Here is a 17,417-nt window from a genome sequence, read left to right as displayed (position 1 = left end):
ACAGGTCCAGCACCCCAAAGGTTATGTCATTAAACAACGGCGCCGTATCGATAATGATATAGTCGAAGTTATACTGCAGTTCCTTAATAATTGACGCCACCTGGGCCGCACTGATCCCGTCCGCCTGCTCCGGCCGCGACGGCGCCGCCAGCACTTTCACGTTATCCTTGTACGCCGTCATATAACTTGCCAGCACGCCGCCGTCCAGGTTGTCCACATATTTGACCAGATCGGCTATGGTCGCTTTGGGAACTACATTCAGAAATAATGCCACATCGCCAAACTGCAGATCCAAATCCAAAATACAAACCTTATTGTCCTCATCAAAGCCAAGCGCCGTTCCCAGATTCGTCGCGATTGTCGTCTTGCCGATCCCGCCTTTGGTGCTGAAGATGGTAATTACCTTGGCCGGTGCAGGGGCTTTGACCGGTGCGGGCTGAACATACTTTACGCGCCGTTTCTGCTCCCGGGCATATAGGTGCCGGATGCATTCCAGCAGTTCATTCCCTTCAAACGGTTTAACCAGATAATCTTTCGCCCCTGCCGACATGGCCCGCCGAAGATATTCCTGTTCTCCCTGCACGCTGACCACAATAATCAGGCACTGCGGCGATTCAATGGATATCACTTCGGTCGCGGCAATCCCGTCCATCCCCGGCATATTGATATCCATCAAAATTACACCGGGCGACATCAGCTTAGCTTTGCGAATCGCCTCTTCCCCGCTGGCCGCCTCGCACGCCACTTCGATATCCGCCTCCAGCTCCAGCAGTTTCCGCATATTGTCCCGGGTTGCCCGGTTATCGTCGACAATCATGATCTGTATTTTTTCTGACACCTGCTTCTCCCCCTATCCTGCTTACCCGGCTTTCTTCTCCTGTTTCTTCTCTACTTTCGGTTTCGCCGGTACGGCATTTTTTTGCTTCGGCTTATCCGCTGTGGCCGGTACGGCGGTATCCGCTTTCGGTTCCACCGGTTCCGGTGCATTGATGCTGTTATCTATTCCTTTGGTTGTATCCACAATCGTCGGCGTAACCAGGATAATCAGTTCCGTTTCGTCCTTCTCAAACGATTTGCTGGTAAATAAAGCCCCTAATACCGGCAAGTCTCCCAGCAGCGGCAGCTTCGTAACCGATTTAGTTTCCGTACTGGCGTATAGCCCCCCGATCGCCATAGTTTGCCCCGAAGCCAGAGCGATGGAGGTTTCCGCTTTTCGTGTGGTCAGCGGCGGAATCTTCAAATTGCTGCCGATCACCACCTGATGTTCACTGGACCAATCCAGCGAGCTGACTTCCGCCTTCACCGTGCTGTTGATGATCCGGTCGCTGTTCACTTCCGGATCAATGTCCAGTTTAATGCCGTATTCCTTCCACTCGACCGTAATTGTCCCATTAGAGCTGGAAACCGGAATCGGAATCTGTCCCCCCACTAAAATGTTGGCCTTTTCCCCGCTAACCGTAACCATACTCGGCCGGGACAAGATCTTCGCCGCTCCGTTTTTCACCAGCGCATCTAATTCGGCGTTAATATTCGAGTAGCCGCCGAGCTTTCCCCAATCGGACGCCACCGTATTACTTGAACTCTGGCCAAAAGCAAAGACGCCCGGCACGGAAACATCATTGCCCCATTTGATCCCCAGGTCTCTCGTCTTGTTTTTACTGATTTCTATCACTTTGGCTTCAATCTTCACCTGCAGCGGATGGGTAATTTCCAGCAGATTGATTACTTTATCCCCGTACGCCGAGGCGATTTCTTCCGCCCGCTTCTTCTGATAATTATCAATTACTTTCCCTTCCAGAATTACCGTCTTGCCCGCCTTGGTCACTTTGATGTCTTTTAATCCCACAATCCGTTTGATTTCGTTGGCAATCGGCACATCGTCCGCCGCCACTTCCACCGTATAACTATCCCGGCCCCGCCAGCTCCAGACTTGCAGCGTCGTCTGGCCGGGCGCTTTGCCCACTACCATAATCTCGCTGCCCGAAATCACCATCACGTCGGCAATATTCGCATTCGCAATCGCTACCCGTTCCACTCCCGCTATATTTAACACCTGGGAACTGTTTACGGCTACCGCAATCCGGTTTCCCTCTAGTCCTTGCGCATTTTCCTTCTCAATTGTCACTGTGGGTTCACTATTGTCCGCCGCCTCCGCCCATGCCGGCAAGACAAGCGTATTCAACAACAATACCAGCATCACAACTATCTTCATCCATCGTTGCATTAACCCGACCTCTTTCTTTTTTAGTCCCACTTTTCCCAGTCCTATGTCACGAAAAATACTGTCGCCATAAGTTCAGGCTGCGAAATGTGGATGTGGTATGCCTTGCCGCCAAACGCCTTATCAAACAACCTAGGGAACCGGAACTTCCTCCTCTTTCGTTCCCTTGATTACCGAAATACTTTTCGTCTCAGCGCTGCCTTTATCGTAACTCGGCCTTGGGCTCACCGGCTCAGCTTTCGGTTCCGGACTTGCCGCCGGTGCCGCCAACGGCACATAGCCGTTATCCCCGGTTAGGCTCTCCATTGTCTTTACTCCCAGCTGAACATACTCGGCGGCGATTTTCGAAGAAGGCCGCAGCGCAAAGATCACTTTTCCTTTCTCTTCCGCCAGACTCAGCGTCGTTGCTTCCTCCGGGGTAACCGCCACCGTCAGGCTGGTTACTTTTTCTTCTTTTTCCTTAGTCCCTTTTTCCGGTGCCTGACTGCCGCGGTCAACGGATTTATTTGCCGCTAAAACAAGAACATTCTGAAACGGCATGCTCGACACCGGTCCCGTTTGCCGGCCTTCCACTACGGCGATCAGATCTACATAGTCACCCGGTTTAACCAATCCCGCCACTCCTGTTACATCATTCACCGAAAGAGTCAGCGCCCGTTTGCCTTCCGGAATCAGCTGCGCCAACCCGCCGGCCCCGCTTCTGCTTTCCACTAAACGATTGGTAATTTGTTCCTGGGCATGAATGGCAGCCTTGGTGCAGGCTCCCACCACTTTGTTCAGGTCGGTGACGGCTCCCGCCTGCACCGCCGTACCAGCCATTTTCACCGTTTCTACCATGTCGGCCGTAATTACGGTATTCACCGGTATTTCCTTTTTAGCTACTACAACGGCAACTTCTGTTTTTGTCCCCGGTGACTGGACCCCGCTTAAAAAATTGTAAGCCAGTACTGCTAAGATAAAACTTAGTACAAGTGCTAATCCCAGTAACCCCTTGTTCGAAAATTTAGCCACAGGAATCCTCCTAAAAGTATTGATGTTTTTTGTCCATAAGCTATTTAAAACGAGATTGCCAGCATATCCCATTTGGTTTTATGGCTAAATTATGTCATATTTTAAATTATGTTGCAATACTTTTTTATTCTACTTTTACAGTTTTTTATCATTTTTTGTTATTTTTACTATTGATTTTTTACATAAATGTTGTAAAATGTTGACAGAACATCTATGTTAGCTTGGTTTTCTCTGCATTTTGGGAGGTTATTTCTATTGAGAGGAGCGATGTCCTATTTTACGTCAGTTTGCCACTTTTCTCCGCAATAACCGCGGACAAAGCATTGTTGAATTTGCCTTCATCCTGCCGGTTTTTCTGCTGCTGCTTTCCGGGATCATTGATTTCGGCCGTTTATTTTATTATCAGGATACTGTCAGCATGGCCGCCAGGGAGGGCGCCCGCAGAGCCATCGTTCAGGGAGATCTCGCCGAAGTGACCGATGTGGTTCACAACTTCGATTCTGAGTTCAACGTTACTATGAAATACAATCCCCCCTTGGCTTCCGATACGGCCATTCCCCCCACCGGGACCCTGGTTACAGTGACTGTTTCCAGACAGGTTGACTTGATTACTCCCATCAAAGCTTTTTTCAATGACCAGTCCTTCACTACTGTTTCCGCTAAGTGCACTATGACTTTTTAAAACAACAGCCCCATTACTTTAGATTTAAGATGGACTTATGATCCGAAAGGAGAGAAACCTTGTTGTTTAGATTCTTCCGTAACAATCAGAAAGGCTCCGCCATTCTCTTGGCGGCTGTTGCTTTGCCGGCTTTAATTGGGATTGGCGCTTTGGTGATTGATCTTGGTAATTTGTATGTTGTCCGTACCCGTTTATCCAATGCCGCCGATGCCGCCGCGTTAGGCGGCGGCACCCATTTACCGAAGGACGCCGCTCAGGCCAAAGACACTGCTCTTACGGTCGCCGAGGCTAACGGCATCGAAGAAAGCGAATTTGCCGTCTCTGTCTCCACCAGTGAGACAACCAATATTGCTGATTCCGACATTACCGTGGATATCCAGCGCCAGGTGCCTTTATTGCTGGCTCCTATTTTTGGCAAAAAAACGGTTACCGTAACGGCCCATGCCAAAGCGGAGGTCCGTCCTTCCAAGTCAGTACCCTGGATCGTGCCGTTTGTGATGCCAAAAACGGCTCAATTTAATTACACCGACAAATTTACCATGCGGGTTAACGGTGACTGGACCAACCCCAACAAACGGGAACTTGACTATATGAATGTGAAAATAACCCCCAAACAGGATTTTGACACTTATTTGGATTATTTGAGCGGCGGTTATAAAGAATCGTTCTCGGTCGGCAACGACATGGAATATTACGCTCCCTCCAGCGGTGGCCAGCCATCTGTAGACGCTTTTGCCACAAGGGTTGCTAAGGATTCTAATACCGACCCCTCCAAGGCTCAGGTCGGCGACCCCCGGGTCATGCTGATTCCGCTGGTCGATTCCATGCTTCCCCGTAATACTGCCGAGGGCACTCCCATGAAAATCGTCGGTTTTGTTGCTTTTTGGCTCGACAATGTACATAAAGGGAACTATGGCACTTCCTATTATGCGCAGGGTTATTTCCTTAACAATTTAAATGTAGGTGCCGGTGATTGGTCGGATAATTCTTCCCAGGATTTCGGCACTTATTCCGTTAAGCTCATTGAATAACTCCACATTTTCTATTTCCCGGTGAAACGGGGAATGGAAAATGCTTTATTCCTCCCTAAAAAAAGAGGAGGCTGACCGTTGGTCAGCCTCCTCTTTTTTACGTTGATTTAGTTCTTAGCCCGTTTAATCGCCATTTTTTTAAACAGCCGGAAACGCATGAGAAAATCCAAAAAAGGAACTCCTAAAATATGCCGATTCGCTTTTTTCTCTGTGCCGGTCCTGATTCTCCCTTGGGTTGCCAGTTCTTTTCCCGCCTGAATGTAGGCAGCCACAACCTCATTCACTACCGGTTTGCGTTGCTGCGGTTCCTCCTTATCAAATTCCAGCATGCCTACAGATTTACGAACCAATGTGCCGACAATGGGTGCGTCAAGAAATTTCGAAAATGTTTTAAAATAAGATATGATGTTTCGGACCGTTTCCGGTTCAACATTCCCGCAACAGGTAAGCACAACAAAAGGCTTCGAATAAATGGCCTCGTCAATGCTGCCGAAAAACAGCCCGCTCTTGGTCAGACGGAGTCCCTTCGAACCGGCGGTGCTGTTGAACCGGTCCAAAAAGGTTTTCATTAAACCGGAAATCGTAAAAATGTATACCGGAGTGGCATAAATTAAAAGATCGGCGGTTTTCATTTTTTCGAAAATCGCTTTTATGTCGTCTTCTTCTTCATAGATGCACCGGAGATAATGCTGCGAAGTATGACAGGTTTCACAGCCGGAACAAGGCGTAATCTTCTGTTTTGCAAGCACCACCGTTTCAAATTCCGCCCCTGCCGCGACAGCTCCTTCAGCCAGTTTATCCAATAACCATTGCGTACATCCCGCTTCACCCCGATGACTTCCGTTTAAAGCCAAAATTCTCACATCATCCCTCCTTTCGTACATTAATACAATAATTATCCAATTTAATTTTACACCAAACAGCAGGTTCTTCGTAACCCCGTTATATAAACGGAAAGGGACTGTCTTTTTATGACAGCCCCTTTCCGTGCAATAAATCCACCTACTATTTGACGTAATTCACTACAGTTTCTTTTTTTGCCGGGACATTGGTTCTTTCAACCTTTTTATAGCCCAATACGACCGAATAAAAGGGCCTGAAGCCTTCCGGTATTCCCAATTGTTGTTTAAGCCGCAGGCTTTCGTCCCCTTGAAAAGCAAATACTACAAAGTTAACCCAGCATGAACCTAACCCGACTGATTCCGCTGCCAACAGCATATTTTGAGCGGCGGCGGCACAATCCGCGTCGATTAAAAGAGCCGCCTCATCCCCTGAGATAATCACAACGGTGGGCGCCCCGTAAAAAATGTTAAAGTTCTCATTTTTAGCCATCTGTTGAATATGTTCATTATCAATTTCGGCAGCAGCCTTTTTGGCTCTGGCATTTAACATTTCAAGTATTTCTTTATTTTGTACTACCGTAAAATGCCAACATTGCTGGTTCATCGCGCTGGGGGCATATCGCCCCGCTTCGATGATTGCCTGCAGTTCTTCATCTTTTATCTGCTCTTCTTTAAAACTCCGTATACTTCGCCGTCTTTTAATCGTTTCCAAGACCTCGTTTGTCAAATCGATACCACCTTTTCATTAAGATTACTCGCAATCCCCGAATCATTATAAATCATTTTCTATCGCCAGTTGGTGCCTAATTAACCAAACTGGCGAACTGTTTTGTTATGCAATTTTATTCAAATCTTCGATAAGAGCATCCACATTAATACCGTGCGCCAGCGCGCCCTGTTCAATATTCTCAAAGTGAGCGGCTGCACAGCCAAGACAACCCATGCCATACTTAAAAAACACTTCGGCCGCTGCAGGGTATTTTTGGACAACTTCGGTAATACTCATATTCTTAGTAATGGTCATAAACGATTCGCTCCTTATTTTGGTGATTTTCCTCTCCGGTTCTAACTCTAATATTAAACAAGAAGCCATTATCTCGCAAGTACGTACTTACTTGTATCATAGTACCCATTTGTATACTAGAATTATAATAAATCGAAATTAATGAATGAATCCTTCGAATCTATCAATTTCACCTTCCGTCAACTCTATGATAGTATAAATCTTACTAGAAAACCAGTTTTCAGGAGGAATTCAAGTGAACCAAAATTCGGTCGGGTTGAAAAAAAGCCTCACCTGGGTCCAGGGAACGGCTCTAACAATCGGGGCTGTTTTAGGCTCCGGCGTGCTTGTTTTACCGGCCCTGGCGGCAAATATCGCCGGTCCGGCATCAATTATTAGCTGGCTGCTCATGGGATTACTCGCTGTGTCGATTGTTATTGTACTGGCCAACCTAGCCGGCAGGTGGCCCAATTCCGGGGGAATCGCCTTTTATGCAGAGCGCGCTTTCGGCCCAACTGCGGGAACGGTCACCGGTTGGTTATTTCTCGGGACAGTTCCCATTGGCGCACCGGTTGGCGCTTTAATCGGCGCAAATTACGTCGCCCTGTTTTTATCCCTCACGCAAGCGGAAACAACCTTACTGGCAGCAACAATGCTGGCAGTGGCGCTATTTTTTAATTACCGGGGAATTAGTCTCTCGGGGAAAGTACAATTAGCCGTAGTTAGTACGATTGCCGTAATTTTGCTTATTGCCATTATTTCGTCTTTCTCGCAGGTAAAAACTCAATTTTTTATTCCCTTCGCTCCGAACGGCTGGATACCGGTAGGCGTCGCTATGACTGTTCTCTTTTGGGCCTTTGTCGGCTGGGAAATGATCGCCCATCTTGCTGAAGAATTTAAAAACCCGGCACGGGATATCGGACTAAGCCTTGGCATATCCTTACTGGTCGTAAACCTTCTCTACCTTCTCCTCGCCTTGGTGATTATCGGCACGGGCGCTTACCGCGGTCCCGGCCAGTCCGCCGCTCTGGCCGCTTTGACTTCCCACAGTTTGGGTCCCTGGGCCGGTGCCATTATTGCAGTTCTGGGCTTTCTGGTTTGTTATGGCACCATCCATACTTATATCGCCGGATTCTCCCGCCTTATTTACGCTCAGGCAAAGCAAGGCAATTTTCCTTTCTATTTTGCGGCGCTTCATCCGCGGTATCAAACGCCCCATAAAGTACTCCAAATATTATTTTTTATCTTTGGGCTGGTACTCATAATCGGCTACCGGTTTAATCATGACCTTACCGCGTTAATTCAGTTTACCAGTGCAATCTTTATAGCCGTTTACATCATCGGTATGGCCTCGGCAGTGAAGCTGCTGCGCGAAGTTCCCTTAGCCCGTATCAGCGCCGTAATTTCCTTTTGCCTGTGCATCGTAATTTATTGCTTCACCGGCTGGGCCTCGCTTTACCCTTTAGTTCTCAGCCTGATCGGCTGGAGAATCGCCCGGACGCGCCCGATAAAGAAAAAAAGTTAAATTTCTTTACTTTATGCTCAAATTATAGTATAGTTAGTATGCCCACGATAGGCTCAACGAATGTGCTTATAGTCCTTCTCTAAAAGAGAAGCCCCATGAGTATTCTTTTAAGCTAATTGGGGTAATCTTTATGAGGAGGTCATAGATAATGACCCAAGACAAAACATTAACTTGCCGTGATTGCGGCGCCGAATTCGTATTTTCAGCATCCGAACAGGCTTTTTTTGCTGAGAAAGGATTCGCTAACGAACCCAGCCGTTGCCCTGATTGCAGAGCAGCTCGCAAACAACAAAGCAACAATCGCGGGTTTGGTCGCAATAATAACCAGCAACGTGAAATGTACGAAGTAACCTGCGCTGCATGCGGCGTGCAAACACAAGTTCCTTTCCGTCCAAGCAACGACCGTCCTGTTTATTGCAGGGACTGTTTCAGTCAAAACAAACGCTACTAGAAAATTGGGCTCCCTTGCCGTCTAGGCAAGGGAGCTTCTATTTTAGCTTGACCTTGCATACTGCTTTTATCTAAAACTGCCTGTCTAAAAACCGCCGATACTTTGAAATCTTTTAACCCGTTGTCCTTTCATTCCTGTCCGGCAATGGCCAAAAATAAAATTTCTCATATTATTAAAAACATATTGACTCCATATAATACTTATGGTATTATTATAAATTTGCGTTTTTCCGTCTTTTGTTATATAATAATGATATCAGACTATTAGGGGGTGGCTCATGTTTAAGATAGGAGATAAAATCTTTTACCCGATGCAGGGCGGAGGCGTTATTTCATCCATTGAAGAAAAAGAAGTTTTTGGGGAAATTCAATCTTATTATGTCGTAGACATTCTTCATAAAAATCTGCAGGTAATGGTCCCCACTAATAATACGGAAAAATCAAAAATGCGCCCTATTGTCGATCCGAAAAAATTAGACGATGTACTCAATTCGCTGCATGATGGCGGAACTGACATCCTGCTCAATGATAATCAACGCCATAAGAACAATCTCAATAAAATAAAAAGCGGGGACATCTCCGAAACGGCCGAAGTGATCCGTGATTTGGTCCGTATTAGAAATAAGAAAAAATTAGGAATCGCCGATGCCAATATGTTGGATAGTGCCCGTCAAATATTGATTAGTGAAGTCGTTCTCGTTAAGGAAATCCCGCAAGAACAAGCGGTTGATTTAGTAGATCAAATAATCAATATGTAAAAAAGACATTCTGGTTTGTAATCAGCCAGAATGTCTTTTTTCCAGTTATCCCCTTTTCGCAGTTCTCTGTCATTCGGCAATCATTCTTGAATAAATTACCGCCTACTGGTATTTTCTTAGTGTTAGCTGTAAATTTTACCGCAAAAACAATTGATTTTACCCGTTAATCAAGCTATCATAATAAGTAGGATTAGCACTCAAACGATATGAGTGCTAACAACGTGAATTTTTATAAAATTACTGATAAAGGAGCCTGTACGTATGAGTCACGAAACACTTGCCCGGGAAACCCGGGAATTTCAAGCAGAAACCAAACAGCTGCTGGACCTGATGGTTCACTCAATTTACACCAACCGGGAAATTTTCTTGCGGGAACTCATTTCCAATGCTTCCGACGCTATTGATAAGCTTCGCTTTGAAGCATTAACCAACCATGACTTGGCGCAAGAAGATTCCAATTATGAAATTTTCATCCGTCCTGATGAAGCCACCCATACTTTTACAATTTCGGACAACGGTATGGGGATGACTTATGACGAAGTCATTGACAACATCGGCACTATCGCCAAATCGGGAACCAGGGCTTTTCTCGAAAAACTAAAGGAAAAAGAAAGCGCCACGGATAATGAACTAATCGGTCAATTCGGGGTCGGTTTCTACTCCGCTTTCATGGTCGCGGAAAAAGTTACCTTAATTACCCGTGCTCCCGGTCAATCCAAGGGTGTTAAATGGGAATCCACCGGTGACGGAACGTATACGATTGAAGAAGTAGAGAAAGACAAACGGGGTACTGCCATTACCCTAACTCTCAGCGAAGAATTCCACACTTCCGACCATCCTGAAGAAAATTTTCTCAATCTTTATACGCTGCAAAATTTAGTCAAAAAATACTCCGACTATATCCGCTACCCCATTAAAATGACCTTTATCAAAGAAGAAAAACCGTTGGATGCGGACGGCAACGTGATGGAGGATGCGCCGGCAACCCGGACGGAGGAAGTCCGCACGTTAAATTCCATGACTCCCTTATGGACCCGCAATAAAAATGAAATCAAACAAGAAGAATATTACCAGTTTTACAAAAACCTGTTTCACGATTGGGATGACCCGATGGAAATTATTCATTCCAAAGTGGAAGGTGCTGTGGAATACACAACGTTATTGTTTATTCCGTCCCGGGCGCCCTTTGATTTCTACGACCGGGAGGCGTCAACGGGAGTACAGCTTTATTCCAAACACGTCTTTGTTATGGATAACTGTAAGGACCTGCTCCCGGAATACCTGCGGTTCGTTCGCGGCTTAGTCGATTCTCCGGATTTTTCCCTTAATATCTCCCGGGAACTTCTTCAGCACAGCAAACAATTGAAATTAATCGGTAAAAACCTGGAAAAAAGCATCTTAAAAACGCTGGAAAACACACTGTCCAAAGACCGTGCCAAATATGAAAAGTTTTGGCAGGAGTTCGGCAAAGCCATAAAAATCGGCGTCTATACCGATTTTAGCAGCCGGGATAAACTGAAAGATTTATTGCTCTTCCCTTCGTCGAATGCCAGTGATGGCTTGACCACCCTGGATGAATACATAAAACGCATGCCGGAAAACCAAAAAGTCATTTATTATGCCACCGGCAAGGACCGTGCTACTGCCGAACGGCTGCCGCAGATGGAACTTCTGCGGGAAAAAGGACTGGAAGTTCTCTATCTTCTCGACCGGGTTGACGAGTTTGCCATTGATGCCCTGGGGGAATATAAAGAGAAAAAATTCCAGTCCGTCAGCCGCGGCGATTTAAATTTGGACGATATCGGCGCTGCTGAGGAAAAAAAGGATACAGAAGCAATCTACAAAGAAAATGAATCCCTTATCAAGGCCATTAAAGAGCATTTAAACGGCAAAATTGCCGATGTTAAAATCAGTAACCGATTGAAATCAAGTGCAGTTTGTCTTGTCAGCGGTGACAATGGCATTAGTCTTTCCATGGAACAAATCCTGGCGGAAATGAATAATACGATGTTTAAAGCCAGCCGTATCCTGGAACTGAATCCCCAGCATGAAGTTTTCAATGTATTAAAGAATTTACACGCAACCGCGCCTGGTTCAGAAGCCTTCAACGATTATTGCGATTTGCTATACGCCCAGGCATTGTTAATTGAAGGTCTCCTCCCTGACGATCCGGTGAGCTTTGCCAATAAAATCGCCGGATTAATGGCCCATAACCAGCAGGAAACAAAATAAACTGCAGCAAAACCTTGAATCAGTCCTGATTCAAGGTTTTGTTCCTTTTCCGGGCTCCTGCCCGCCTTCCTTCTTGTTTACCGTGCCAGCCAGCCGCCGTCTACGGCGACCGTATAGCCTGTTTCGTAATAACCCGTTTTTCTTATTAAGCCAACAATACATTTTGCCCGGTATGTATGTCAAAAACATGCACTTTGTCCATGTTCACCGCAAATACAGCCGTATCCCCTCTTCGGACTTGAGTATCCCTGCCGCCCCGGATCGTAAGCATTTTTTCACCAACCCCGCTGCAATGGAGATATGCTTCCGAACCTGTATATTCCTGAACTTCCACACAAACTTGCAAGGTGCTTGCTTCCCCGGCCGGTGGCAAGGAAGAACGGCTGTCGATGTCTTCCGGCCGAATCCCCATTACCACTTCCCGGCTAAGGTAACCGAGCTGACGCATTTTACCCGCCTGTTGTTCTACCAATTTTCCTTCAAAGCCGCCGGCAAGAAAAAACACGTCATCATTTCTTTCTTGCAGCGTCCCTTGGATAAAATTCATGGCCGGCGAACCAATGAACCCAGCTACAAAAAGGTTTTTCGGCCGGTTATAGATTTCCGACGGCGTCGCGATTTGCTGAATAATCCCGTCCCGCATTACGACCAGCCGGTCGCCCATGGTCATCGCTTCGACCTGGTCATGGGTCACATAAATAAATGTTGCCTGTAGACGCTTTTGCAGTTTGCTGATTTCCGTCCGCATTTGCACCCGCAGTTTAGCATCCAGATTCGAAAGCGGTTCATCCATCAAAAAAACCTTCGGCTCCCGCACAATAGCCCGGCCCAAGGCCACCCGCTGCCGCTGTCCGCCCGATAAGTCCTTTGGTTTACGGGTCAACAAATGCTCCAAATCCAAAATCCGCGCCGCCTCATTGACCCGTTTTTCAATAGCCTCTTTTTTCGCTTTGCGCATTTTTAAGCCAAAGGCCATATTTTCATAAACATTCATATGCGGATATAACGCATAATTCTGAAAAACCATGGCGATGTCCCGTTCTTTCGGTGCCGTGCCGTTAACCCGCTCGCTGCCGATATAGATATCCCCGGCAGTGATTTCCTCCAGGCCGGCAATCATGCGCAAAGTGGTGGATTTACCGCAGCCCGACGGACCAACCAGCACGAGAAATTCTTTATCATGAATTTCCAGATTCACATCCTGCACTACCGCATTGGCTCCATAGCGTTTCCAAATGTTGTTTAATCTTACCTCCGACACTGTTTTCCCTGCCTTTCCTGGTGCTAAATTATAAATTGCCGTCTTGCGCTTCCAGCATATAGAGATGATTGGTTCCATCCCGGTCCGACACAAATAATATTTTTTCATTATCCCAGCTAAAGGTTGGATGGCAATGACTCTGCTGGGTCCGCCACGAAGTGTTGTGTGCACATAATGTTTTAATTTTCGCTATTCCGTCTTGCAGTTGAATCAGCACCAGGTCTTCCGCCTGATCGCCAACCAACACGGTATTGTCCTGATTGGCGTGATAATGGTTGCAATAATAGGGCATAGGAGTCGTGTTCAGTACCTGGCCGTTACAGTCGGCCAAGCCAATGTAAGGCGGCTGGCCGGACTGAATCTCCTGCAAAATTGCCTGCGATTTATGGGACGTAATGGTGCCGTCATGTCCCCGGCGCCGGTTATCAAAAAAGATTTTACCATCTCCGGTCCAAAACTCATGGCCGACACAGTCATCCTCTTCTTGCCGGAAACAAGGGACAACGCGGCGGCTCACCAGGTCAAGCAGCCAGATTCGCTGGTTCACCAAATGCCAGGGGCCTTCATGACAAAACATGGCTAAGGTGCTGTCGGCCGGTGAAAACTGGAAGTGCCCCAGCCAGTGCGGACTTTCATGAATCGTGACCGCCTGGGAACCATCCAGATAAATGATGGTAATCCAGCCTTTTTTAATAGCGAACATCTGCTCCTTGAAACCATTGTAATTTTCACCATGATAGAGGCCGGGATTTTCATTTCTGGCCACACCGATATATTTTTTGTTCGGGGCAATAAAAGGATGCCCCAGATGAACTCCGTTCGTTTCTTCATAAATAACGCTTGTTGTCATCGTTTGGGTATGCAGCTTTTTAATGACATTCCCCGTTACATATACGACGATTTCACTATCCGGCGTTTTAGTATGTCCGCTTGGCTTTATTCCGTTTTTCTCATCGGTTAGCTGCCACATTTTGCCGGTAGCCAAATCCATTTTAAATAAATTGTAAACTTCCGGTTTGTTCGACGCCCGGTCGGAAAGAAAGTAGATCTCCTGATCACCCAAAGTAAACGAATTATCGGTAAAGTAGAAATGATAATTGTTGGAATCGCCTGCCGTTAGCTGCCATACCGGCCTTCCGGTCTGCTCATCCATCACTCTTTTTCTTTCCGCCGGATATTCTTTTCCTATCACGCTGCTGCTCCTCTCCTGAAGCCGGATTCAGTAAAACATTACTTTTTACCGGCAACATACGTATCATATTTTTCTTTTGAAGTATTGATCGCGGCGGCCCATTGATTTAAAAATCGTTCCATTGTAATCTTGCCGGTCATTACAGACTGCACGCCAGGGTCAACAATTTGATCCAATATGGAACGGTAATCCGGCAAATAAAGCGGCGGATTATAATAAGTAAACTTAGGGTCGGACATCAAGCGCAGAGCCAGTTGCAAATGCGGTTTGTCCTGCGTCCACGGCTCTTTTAAAGAATCCATGTTGGTAGGTATTTGGCCGATGTGTCCATTCCAATAACTCTGACTGGATGCTGAGCAGAAAAAGCTTACCAATTTCCACGCTTCCGCCGGATGTTTGGTTGTTTTATAAATACTATAGCCAATTGAATTGCCTGCCTCCTGCATATATCTGCCGTCGGCGGTCTTCGGCAGCGGCAGCGGCGCATACTGATCCGCCTTTAACGCCTTATGATGTTCCGAGTAGGAGCCGATATTGTGCTGAATCATATTTACCGCCCCGGAATCGAAACCGGCGACCATTTCCTTGTAGCCATTGGTTACATCACTAACCGGTGTATACGTTTTATAAAGGCCCAAATACTTTTTCAGAAACTCCACATGCCTGGGATCATTAATCGTACACTTGCCGTTGTCATCAAAAAAGGGCAATCCCGAATAAGCGTACATCATCCTTTGCAACTGGAAGGAAGCCCCGTCGCCGCCGCGGATGCTGAATCCGTACTGGTTCTTGTCCTTGTCCGTCATTTGGGCTACGGCGGCGAAAAACTCATCCCAGGTCTCCGGCGGCTTCACCCCTTTCTCTTGAAACCGGTCGGGCCGGTACCACAGAATTTCCATATTCATCGTATTGGGAATCTGATACAATTTTTTATCGGGCACCATATCCCGGGCTGATTGAATCACTTTGGGATTGATTTTATCCTTTTCCGCCCATTTTGCAAAAAACGGCTCCAAATCAAGCAGGGCGCCCCGCGCTACAAAATCGCCCAGCCAGCTGGTCTGGGTTGCCGACACATCCGGCATGTCATTCGCGGCAATCGCGGCATCCATTTTCTGTTTGGCCGAATTTTTCGGCAGACCGACATATTCTACATGAATTGCCGGATTTTCCGCTTCAAACTTTTTAATCAGTTCCTGGTAATACGGTGTGCGGTCCGGACCGGCGTTCTCATCCCAAAATACGATATTAACCTTTCCGTCTTCCGCTTTTTTCTGCCCGTCCGTGCTCGTTCTTTGACCGCATCCGGCAAGGATCAGGCTGACGCTAAGACCAAGAATCAAACCTAATGCAGCCAGTTTCTTATACATATTCTCCACCCCTTCTGTAATATACAGTTATTTATCCTTTCACCGCGCCGCCCAGGCCGTTTACCAGATATCGCTGAATATAAGCGAACAGGGTAATAGCCGGAATCAGCGCAATGACACTGCCTGCCGCAAGCGCTCCGTAATCAATATTAAATTCACCCATCATATAACTTAAGCCGATGGAAAGCGTAAAGTTCGTATGCTTGTTCATAAACATAAAGACATATAAAAATTCATTCCAGGCATAAATAAAGGTGAACACGCCGGTTGCCACAATCCCCGGCAGCAGCAGGGGGAAAATCACATGGTAAATTGCCTGTAACCGGTTACAGCCGTCAACCATTGCCGCTTCTTCCAACTGCCTGGGCACATTGGAAATAAATCCGTTCATAAGAATCGAATTAAACGGGATCTGAAAGGTGGTGTAAACAAGAATTAATGACAGGGGACTGCTGGTAAGCCCGAGATTTTTAAAAATAATAAATAAAGGAATCAGCAGCATGGCACCGGGTACAAATTGCGTACACAATAACAGCAGCAGGAAAAAACGTTTGCCTCTGAACCGGTACCGGCTTAGTGCGTACCCAACCAGGGTAGCGCAAAAAACTACGGAAATGACTGTGCAGGCCGCCAAAAACAAACTATTTTTCAAATACATGGAAAACCCGACATTGTTCCAGGCATTTATGAAATTATCCAAGGTTATTTTCTGCGGTATATAATCTACCGGCGTCCTGACAATATCCCCTGCCGTTTTGAATGCCGTATTAATCGTCCAATAAAACGGAAATAAAATAAAAATCATCGTTACCAATAACGGTAAATATAACGTAAAGGTTTTATCGAGAATTTTATTTTTCATCCTTCCGCCCCCTTTTCCAGCCGGTTAATTTTTAGATAGGTCATGGCAAACAAAAGTAAAATAACAAAGGAAATTACAGTTATGGCCGAACCATAGCCAAAGTTATTTTCCCGAATCGCCAGCTGGGCGACATACATGGTCAGCGTCGTAGTATGATGCGCCGGACCGCCGCCGGTAAGATTGTAGATCAAATCCACATTGTTATACTCCCATACGCACCGTAGCAAAGTAGTTAATACCAGTGTGTTTTTTAAATACGGCAATGTCACATACAAAAATATTTTCAGGCGGCCGGCTCCGTCAACTTTCGCCGCTTCATACAGTTCTTCCGGTATGCTTTGCAGTGCCGACAATAGAGTAATCGCAAAAAACGGAATGCCCCGCCATAAATCGGCTGCTACGACCGAACTAAAAACCGTATTCAGTTCGGAAACCCAGGCATGCTTATGATCAATCAGTCCCAGCTTTAAGAATAAGTCATTGATCACTCCGATATGTTCGTTGTACATTAAAGACCACATTACCGAGGTGAGGACGCCCGAGATGGCCCACGGCATAAACGCTGCGGACCGGAAAAAAGCGCGTCCTTTAAATTGCTGGTTTAACAGGAGGGCTATACCGAGCCCTAAAAATACCTGCAGCGAAACCTGCGCGCTAACCCACTTCAAAGAAATCAGCAAGCTCGGAAAAAACTGCGGATCCTTCGTAAAAATGGTCTTAAAGTTTCCTAATCCTGCATAGCCGTTGTAAAATGGAGTATTGGCATTATAATTCTGCAGACTGTAATAAAAGACGTTAAGCAGGGGATAAAACCAAAATCCGGCAATCAGCAGTATAGCCGGTAAAATGAATAAATAAGGCACCCATCTTTCATAATCAACTTCCGTTCGGTACGGTCCGGCAAATTTGCCGTTTACCCTTACTCTGAACAGTTTGATTTTTTCTTGCATCGGAACTGGCACATAAATCACCCCGTA

Annotated in this window: 17 protein-coding genes; 6 read left to right on the top strand and 11 right to left on the bottom strand. The window is 46.4% G+C overall.

Features of this window, described 5'->3' with window-relative positions:
- The 3 genes from LUCIF_RS18370 to cpaB all read right to left on the bottom strand — a co-directional run.
- On the bottom strand, positions 1–838 hold an 838-nt coding region (locus LUCIF_RS18370), incomplete at its 3' end, for a CpaE/TadZ family protein (RefSeq protein ID WP_133306303.1).
- Between the two features lie 21 nt (positions 839–859).
- On the bottom strand, positions 860–2,224 hold the full coding sequence (locus LUCIF_RS18365) for a type II and III secretion system protein family protein (RefSeq protein WP_122629312.1): 1,365 nt from the start codon (positions 2,222–2,224) through the stop codon (positions 860–862).
- Between the two features lie 129 nt (positions 2,225–2,353).
- Positions 2,354–3,232: a Flp pilus assembly protein CpaB gene (cpaB, locus tag LUCIF_RS18360; RefSeq protein WP_165866061.1), complete on the bottom strand. Its 879-nt coding sequence runs from the start codon at positions 3,230–3,232 to the stop codon at positions 2,354–2,356.
- Positions 3,233–3,506: 274 nt separating this feature from the next.
- Here cpaB and LUCIF_RS26815 point away from each other — a divergent pair, with 274 nt between their 5' ends.
- Positions 3,507–3,914 (top strand): TadE/TadG family type IV pilus assembly protein, encoded by a 408-nt coding sequence (locus tag LUCIF_RS26815; RefSeq protein ID WP_122629310.1) that lies wholly within the window; start codon positions 3,507–3,509, stop codon positions 3,912–3,914.
- Positions 3,915–3,976: 62 nt separating this feature from the next.
- Positions 3,977–4,945 carry a pilus assembly protein TadG-related protein gene (locus LUCIF_RS18350; protein WP_207858033.1) on the top strand — a complete coding sequence of 323 codons (969 nt, stop codon included), beginning with the start codon at positions 3,977–3,979 and terminating at the stop codon, positions 4,943–4,945.
- A 107-nt stretch (positions 4,946–5,052) separates the two neighbouring features.
- Here the strand turns inward: LUCIF_RS18350 and LUCIF_RS18345 are convergent, their stop codons facing one another.
- From LUCIF_RS18345 to LUCIF_RS18335, 3 genes are all read right to left on the bottom strand, one after another.
- Positions 5,053–5,808 carry a flavodoxin family protein gene (locus LUCIF_RS18345; protein WP_165866060.1) on the bottom strand — a complete coding sequence of 252 codons (756 nt, stop codon included), beginning with the start codon at positions 5,806–5,808 and terminating at the stop codon, positions 5,053–5,055.
- A 142-nt stretch (positions 5,809–5,950) separates the two neighbouring features.
- A complete protein-coding gene (locus LUCIF_RS18340) occupies positions 5,951–6,514 on the bottom strand; it encodes a nitroreductase family protein (RefSeq protein ID WP_122629307.1) in 564 nt (187 codons plus the stop codon).
- Between the two features lie 105 nt (positions 6,515–6,619).
- Positions 6,620–6,811, bottom strand: a complete 192-nt coding sequence (locus LUCIF_RS18335) for a DUF1858 domain-containing protein (RefSeq protein WP_122629306.1) — start codon at positions 6,809–6,811, stop codon at positions 6,620–6,622.
- Positions 6,812–7,046: 235 nt separating this feature from the next.
- Here LUCIF_RS18335 and yjeH point away from each other — a divergent pair, with 235 nt between their 5' ends.
- From yjeH to htpG, 4 genes are all read left to right on the top strand, one after another.
- Positions 7,047–8,315 carry an L-methionine/branched-chain amino acid transporter gene (gene yjeH / locus LUCIF_RS18330; RefSeq protein WP_165866059.1) on the top strand — a complete coding sequence of 423 codons (1,269 nt, stop codon included), beginning with the start codon at positions 7,047–7,049 and terminating at the stop codon, positions 8,313–8,315.
- 148 nt (positions 8,316–8,463) lie between these two features.
- Positions 8,464–8,766, top strand: a complete 303-nt coding sequence (locus LUCIF_RS18325) for a zinc-ribbon domain containing protein (RefSeq protein ID WP_122629304.1) — start codon at positions 8,464–8,466, stop codon at positions 8,764–8,766.
- A gap of 277 nt (positions 8,767–9,043) precedes the next feature.
- Positions 9,044–9,523 carry a CarD family transcriptional regulator gene (locus LUCIF_RS18320; protein WP_122629303.1) on the top strand — a complete coding sequence of 160 codons (480 nt, stop codon included), beginning with the start codon at positions 9,044–9,046 and terminating at the stop codon, positions 9,521–9,523.
- Between the two features lie 261 nt (positions 9,524–9,784).
- Complete coding sequence (gene htpG, locus LUCIF_RS18315) at positions 9,785–11,755, top strand: molecular chaperone HtpG (protein WP_122629302.1); 1,971 nt, start codon at positions 9,785–9,787, stop codon at positions 11,753–11,755.
- Between the two features lie 145 nt (positions 11,756–11,900).
- Here htpG and LUCIF_RS18310 read toward each other — a convergent pair whose 3' ends face one another.
- The 5 genes from LUCIF_RS18310 to LUCIF_RS18290 are packed head-to-tail and all read right to left on the bottom strand — an operon-like array spanning position 11,901 to position 17,402.
- The gene (locus tag LUCIF_RS18310) at positions 11,901–13,016 is read right to left on the bottom strand and encodes an ABC transporter ATP-binding protein (RefSeq protein WP_122629301.1); all 1,116 of its coding nucleotides are present in this window, start codon (positions 13,014–13,016) and stop codon (positions 11,901–11,903) included.
- 28 nt (positions 13,017–13,044) lie between these two features.
- The gene (locus LUCIF_RS18305) at positions 13,045–14,208 is read right to left on the bottom strand and encodes an oligogalacturonate lyase family protein (protein WP_122629300.1); all 1,164 of its coding nucleotides are present in this window, start codon (positions 14,206–14,208) and stop codon (positions 13,045–13,047) included.
- Positions 14,209–14,246: 38 nt separating this feature from the next.
- Positions 14,247–15,578, bottom strand: a complete 1,332-nt coding sequence (locus LUCIF_RS18300; protein WP_122629299.1) for an ABC transporter substrate-binding protein — start codon at positions 15,576–15,578, stop codon at positions 14,247–14,249.
- Between the two features lie 31 nt (positions 15,579–15,609).
- A complete protein-coding gene (locus LUCIF_RS18295) occupies positions 15,610–16,440 on the bottom strand; it encodes a carbohydrate ABC transporter permease (protein WP_122629298.1) in 831 nt (276 codons plus the stop codon).
- Positions 16,437–17,402, bottom strand: a complete 966-nt coding sequence (locus LUCIF_RS18290; RefSeq protein WP_207858032.1) for a carbohydrate ABC transporter permease — start codon at positions 17,400–17,402, stop codon at positions 16,437–16,439. Before LUCIF_RS18290 ends, LUCIF_RS18295 begins: the two co-directional genes overlap by 4 nt.
- Between the last annotated feature and the right edge of the window lie 15 nt (positions 17,403–17,417).

The sequence above is a fragment of the Allolucifera butyrica genome (assembly GCF_900476375.1).
GTDB lineage: Bacteria > Bacillota > Negativicutes > Sporomusales > UPPP01 > Lucifera > Lucifera butyrica.
This window is presented reverse-complemented; position numbering and strand designations above follow the sequence as displayed.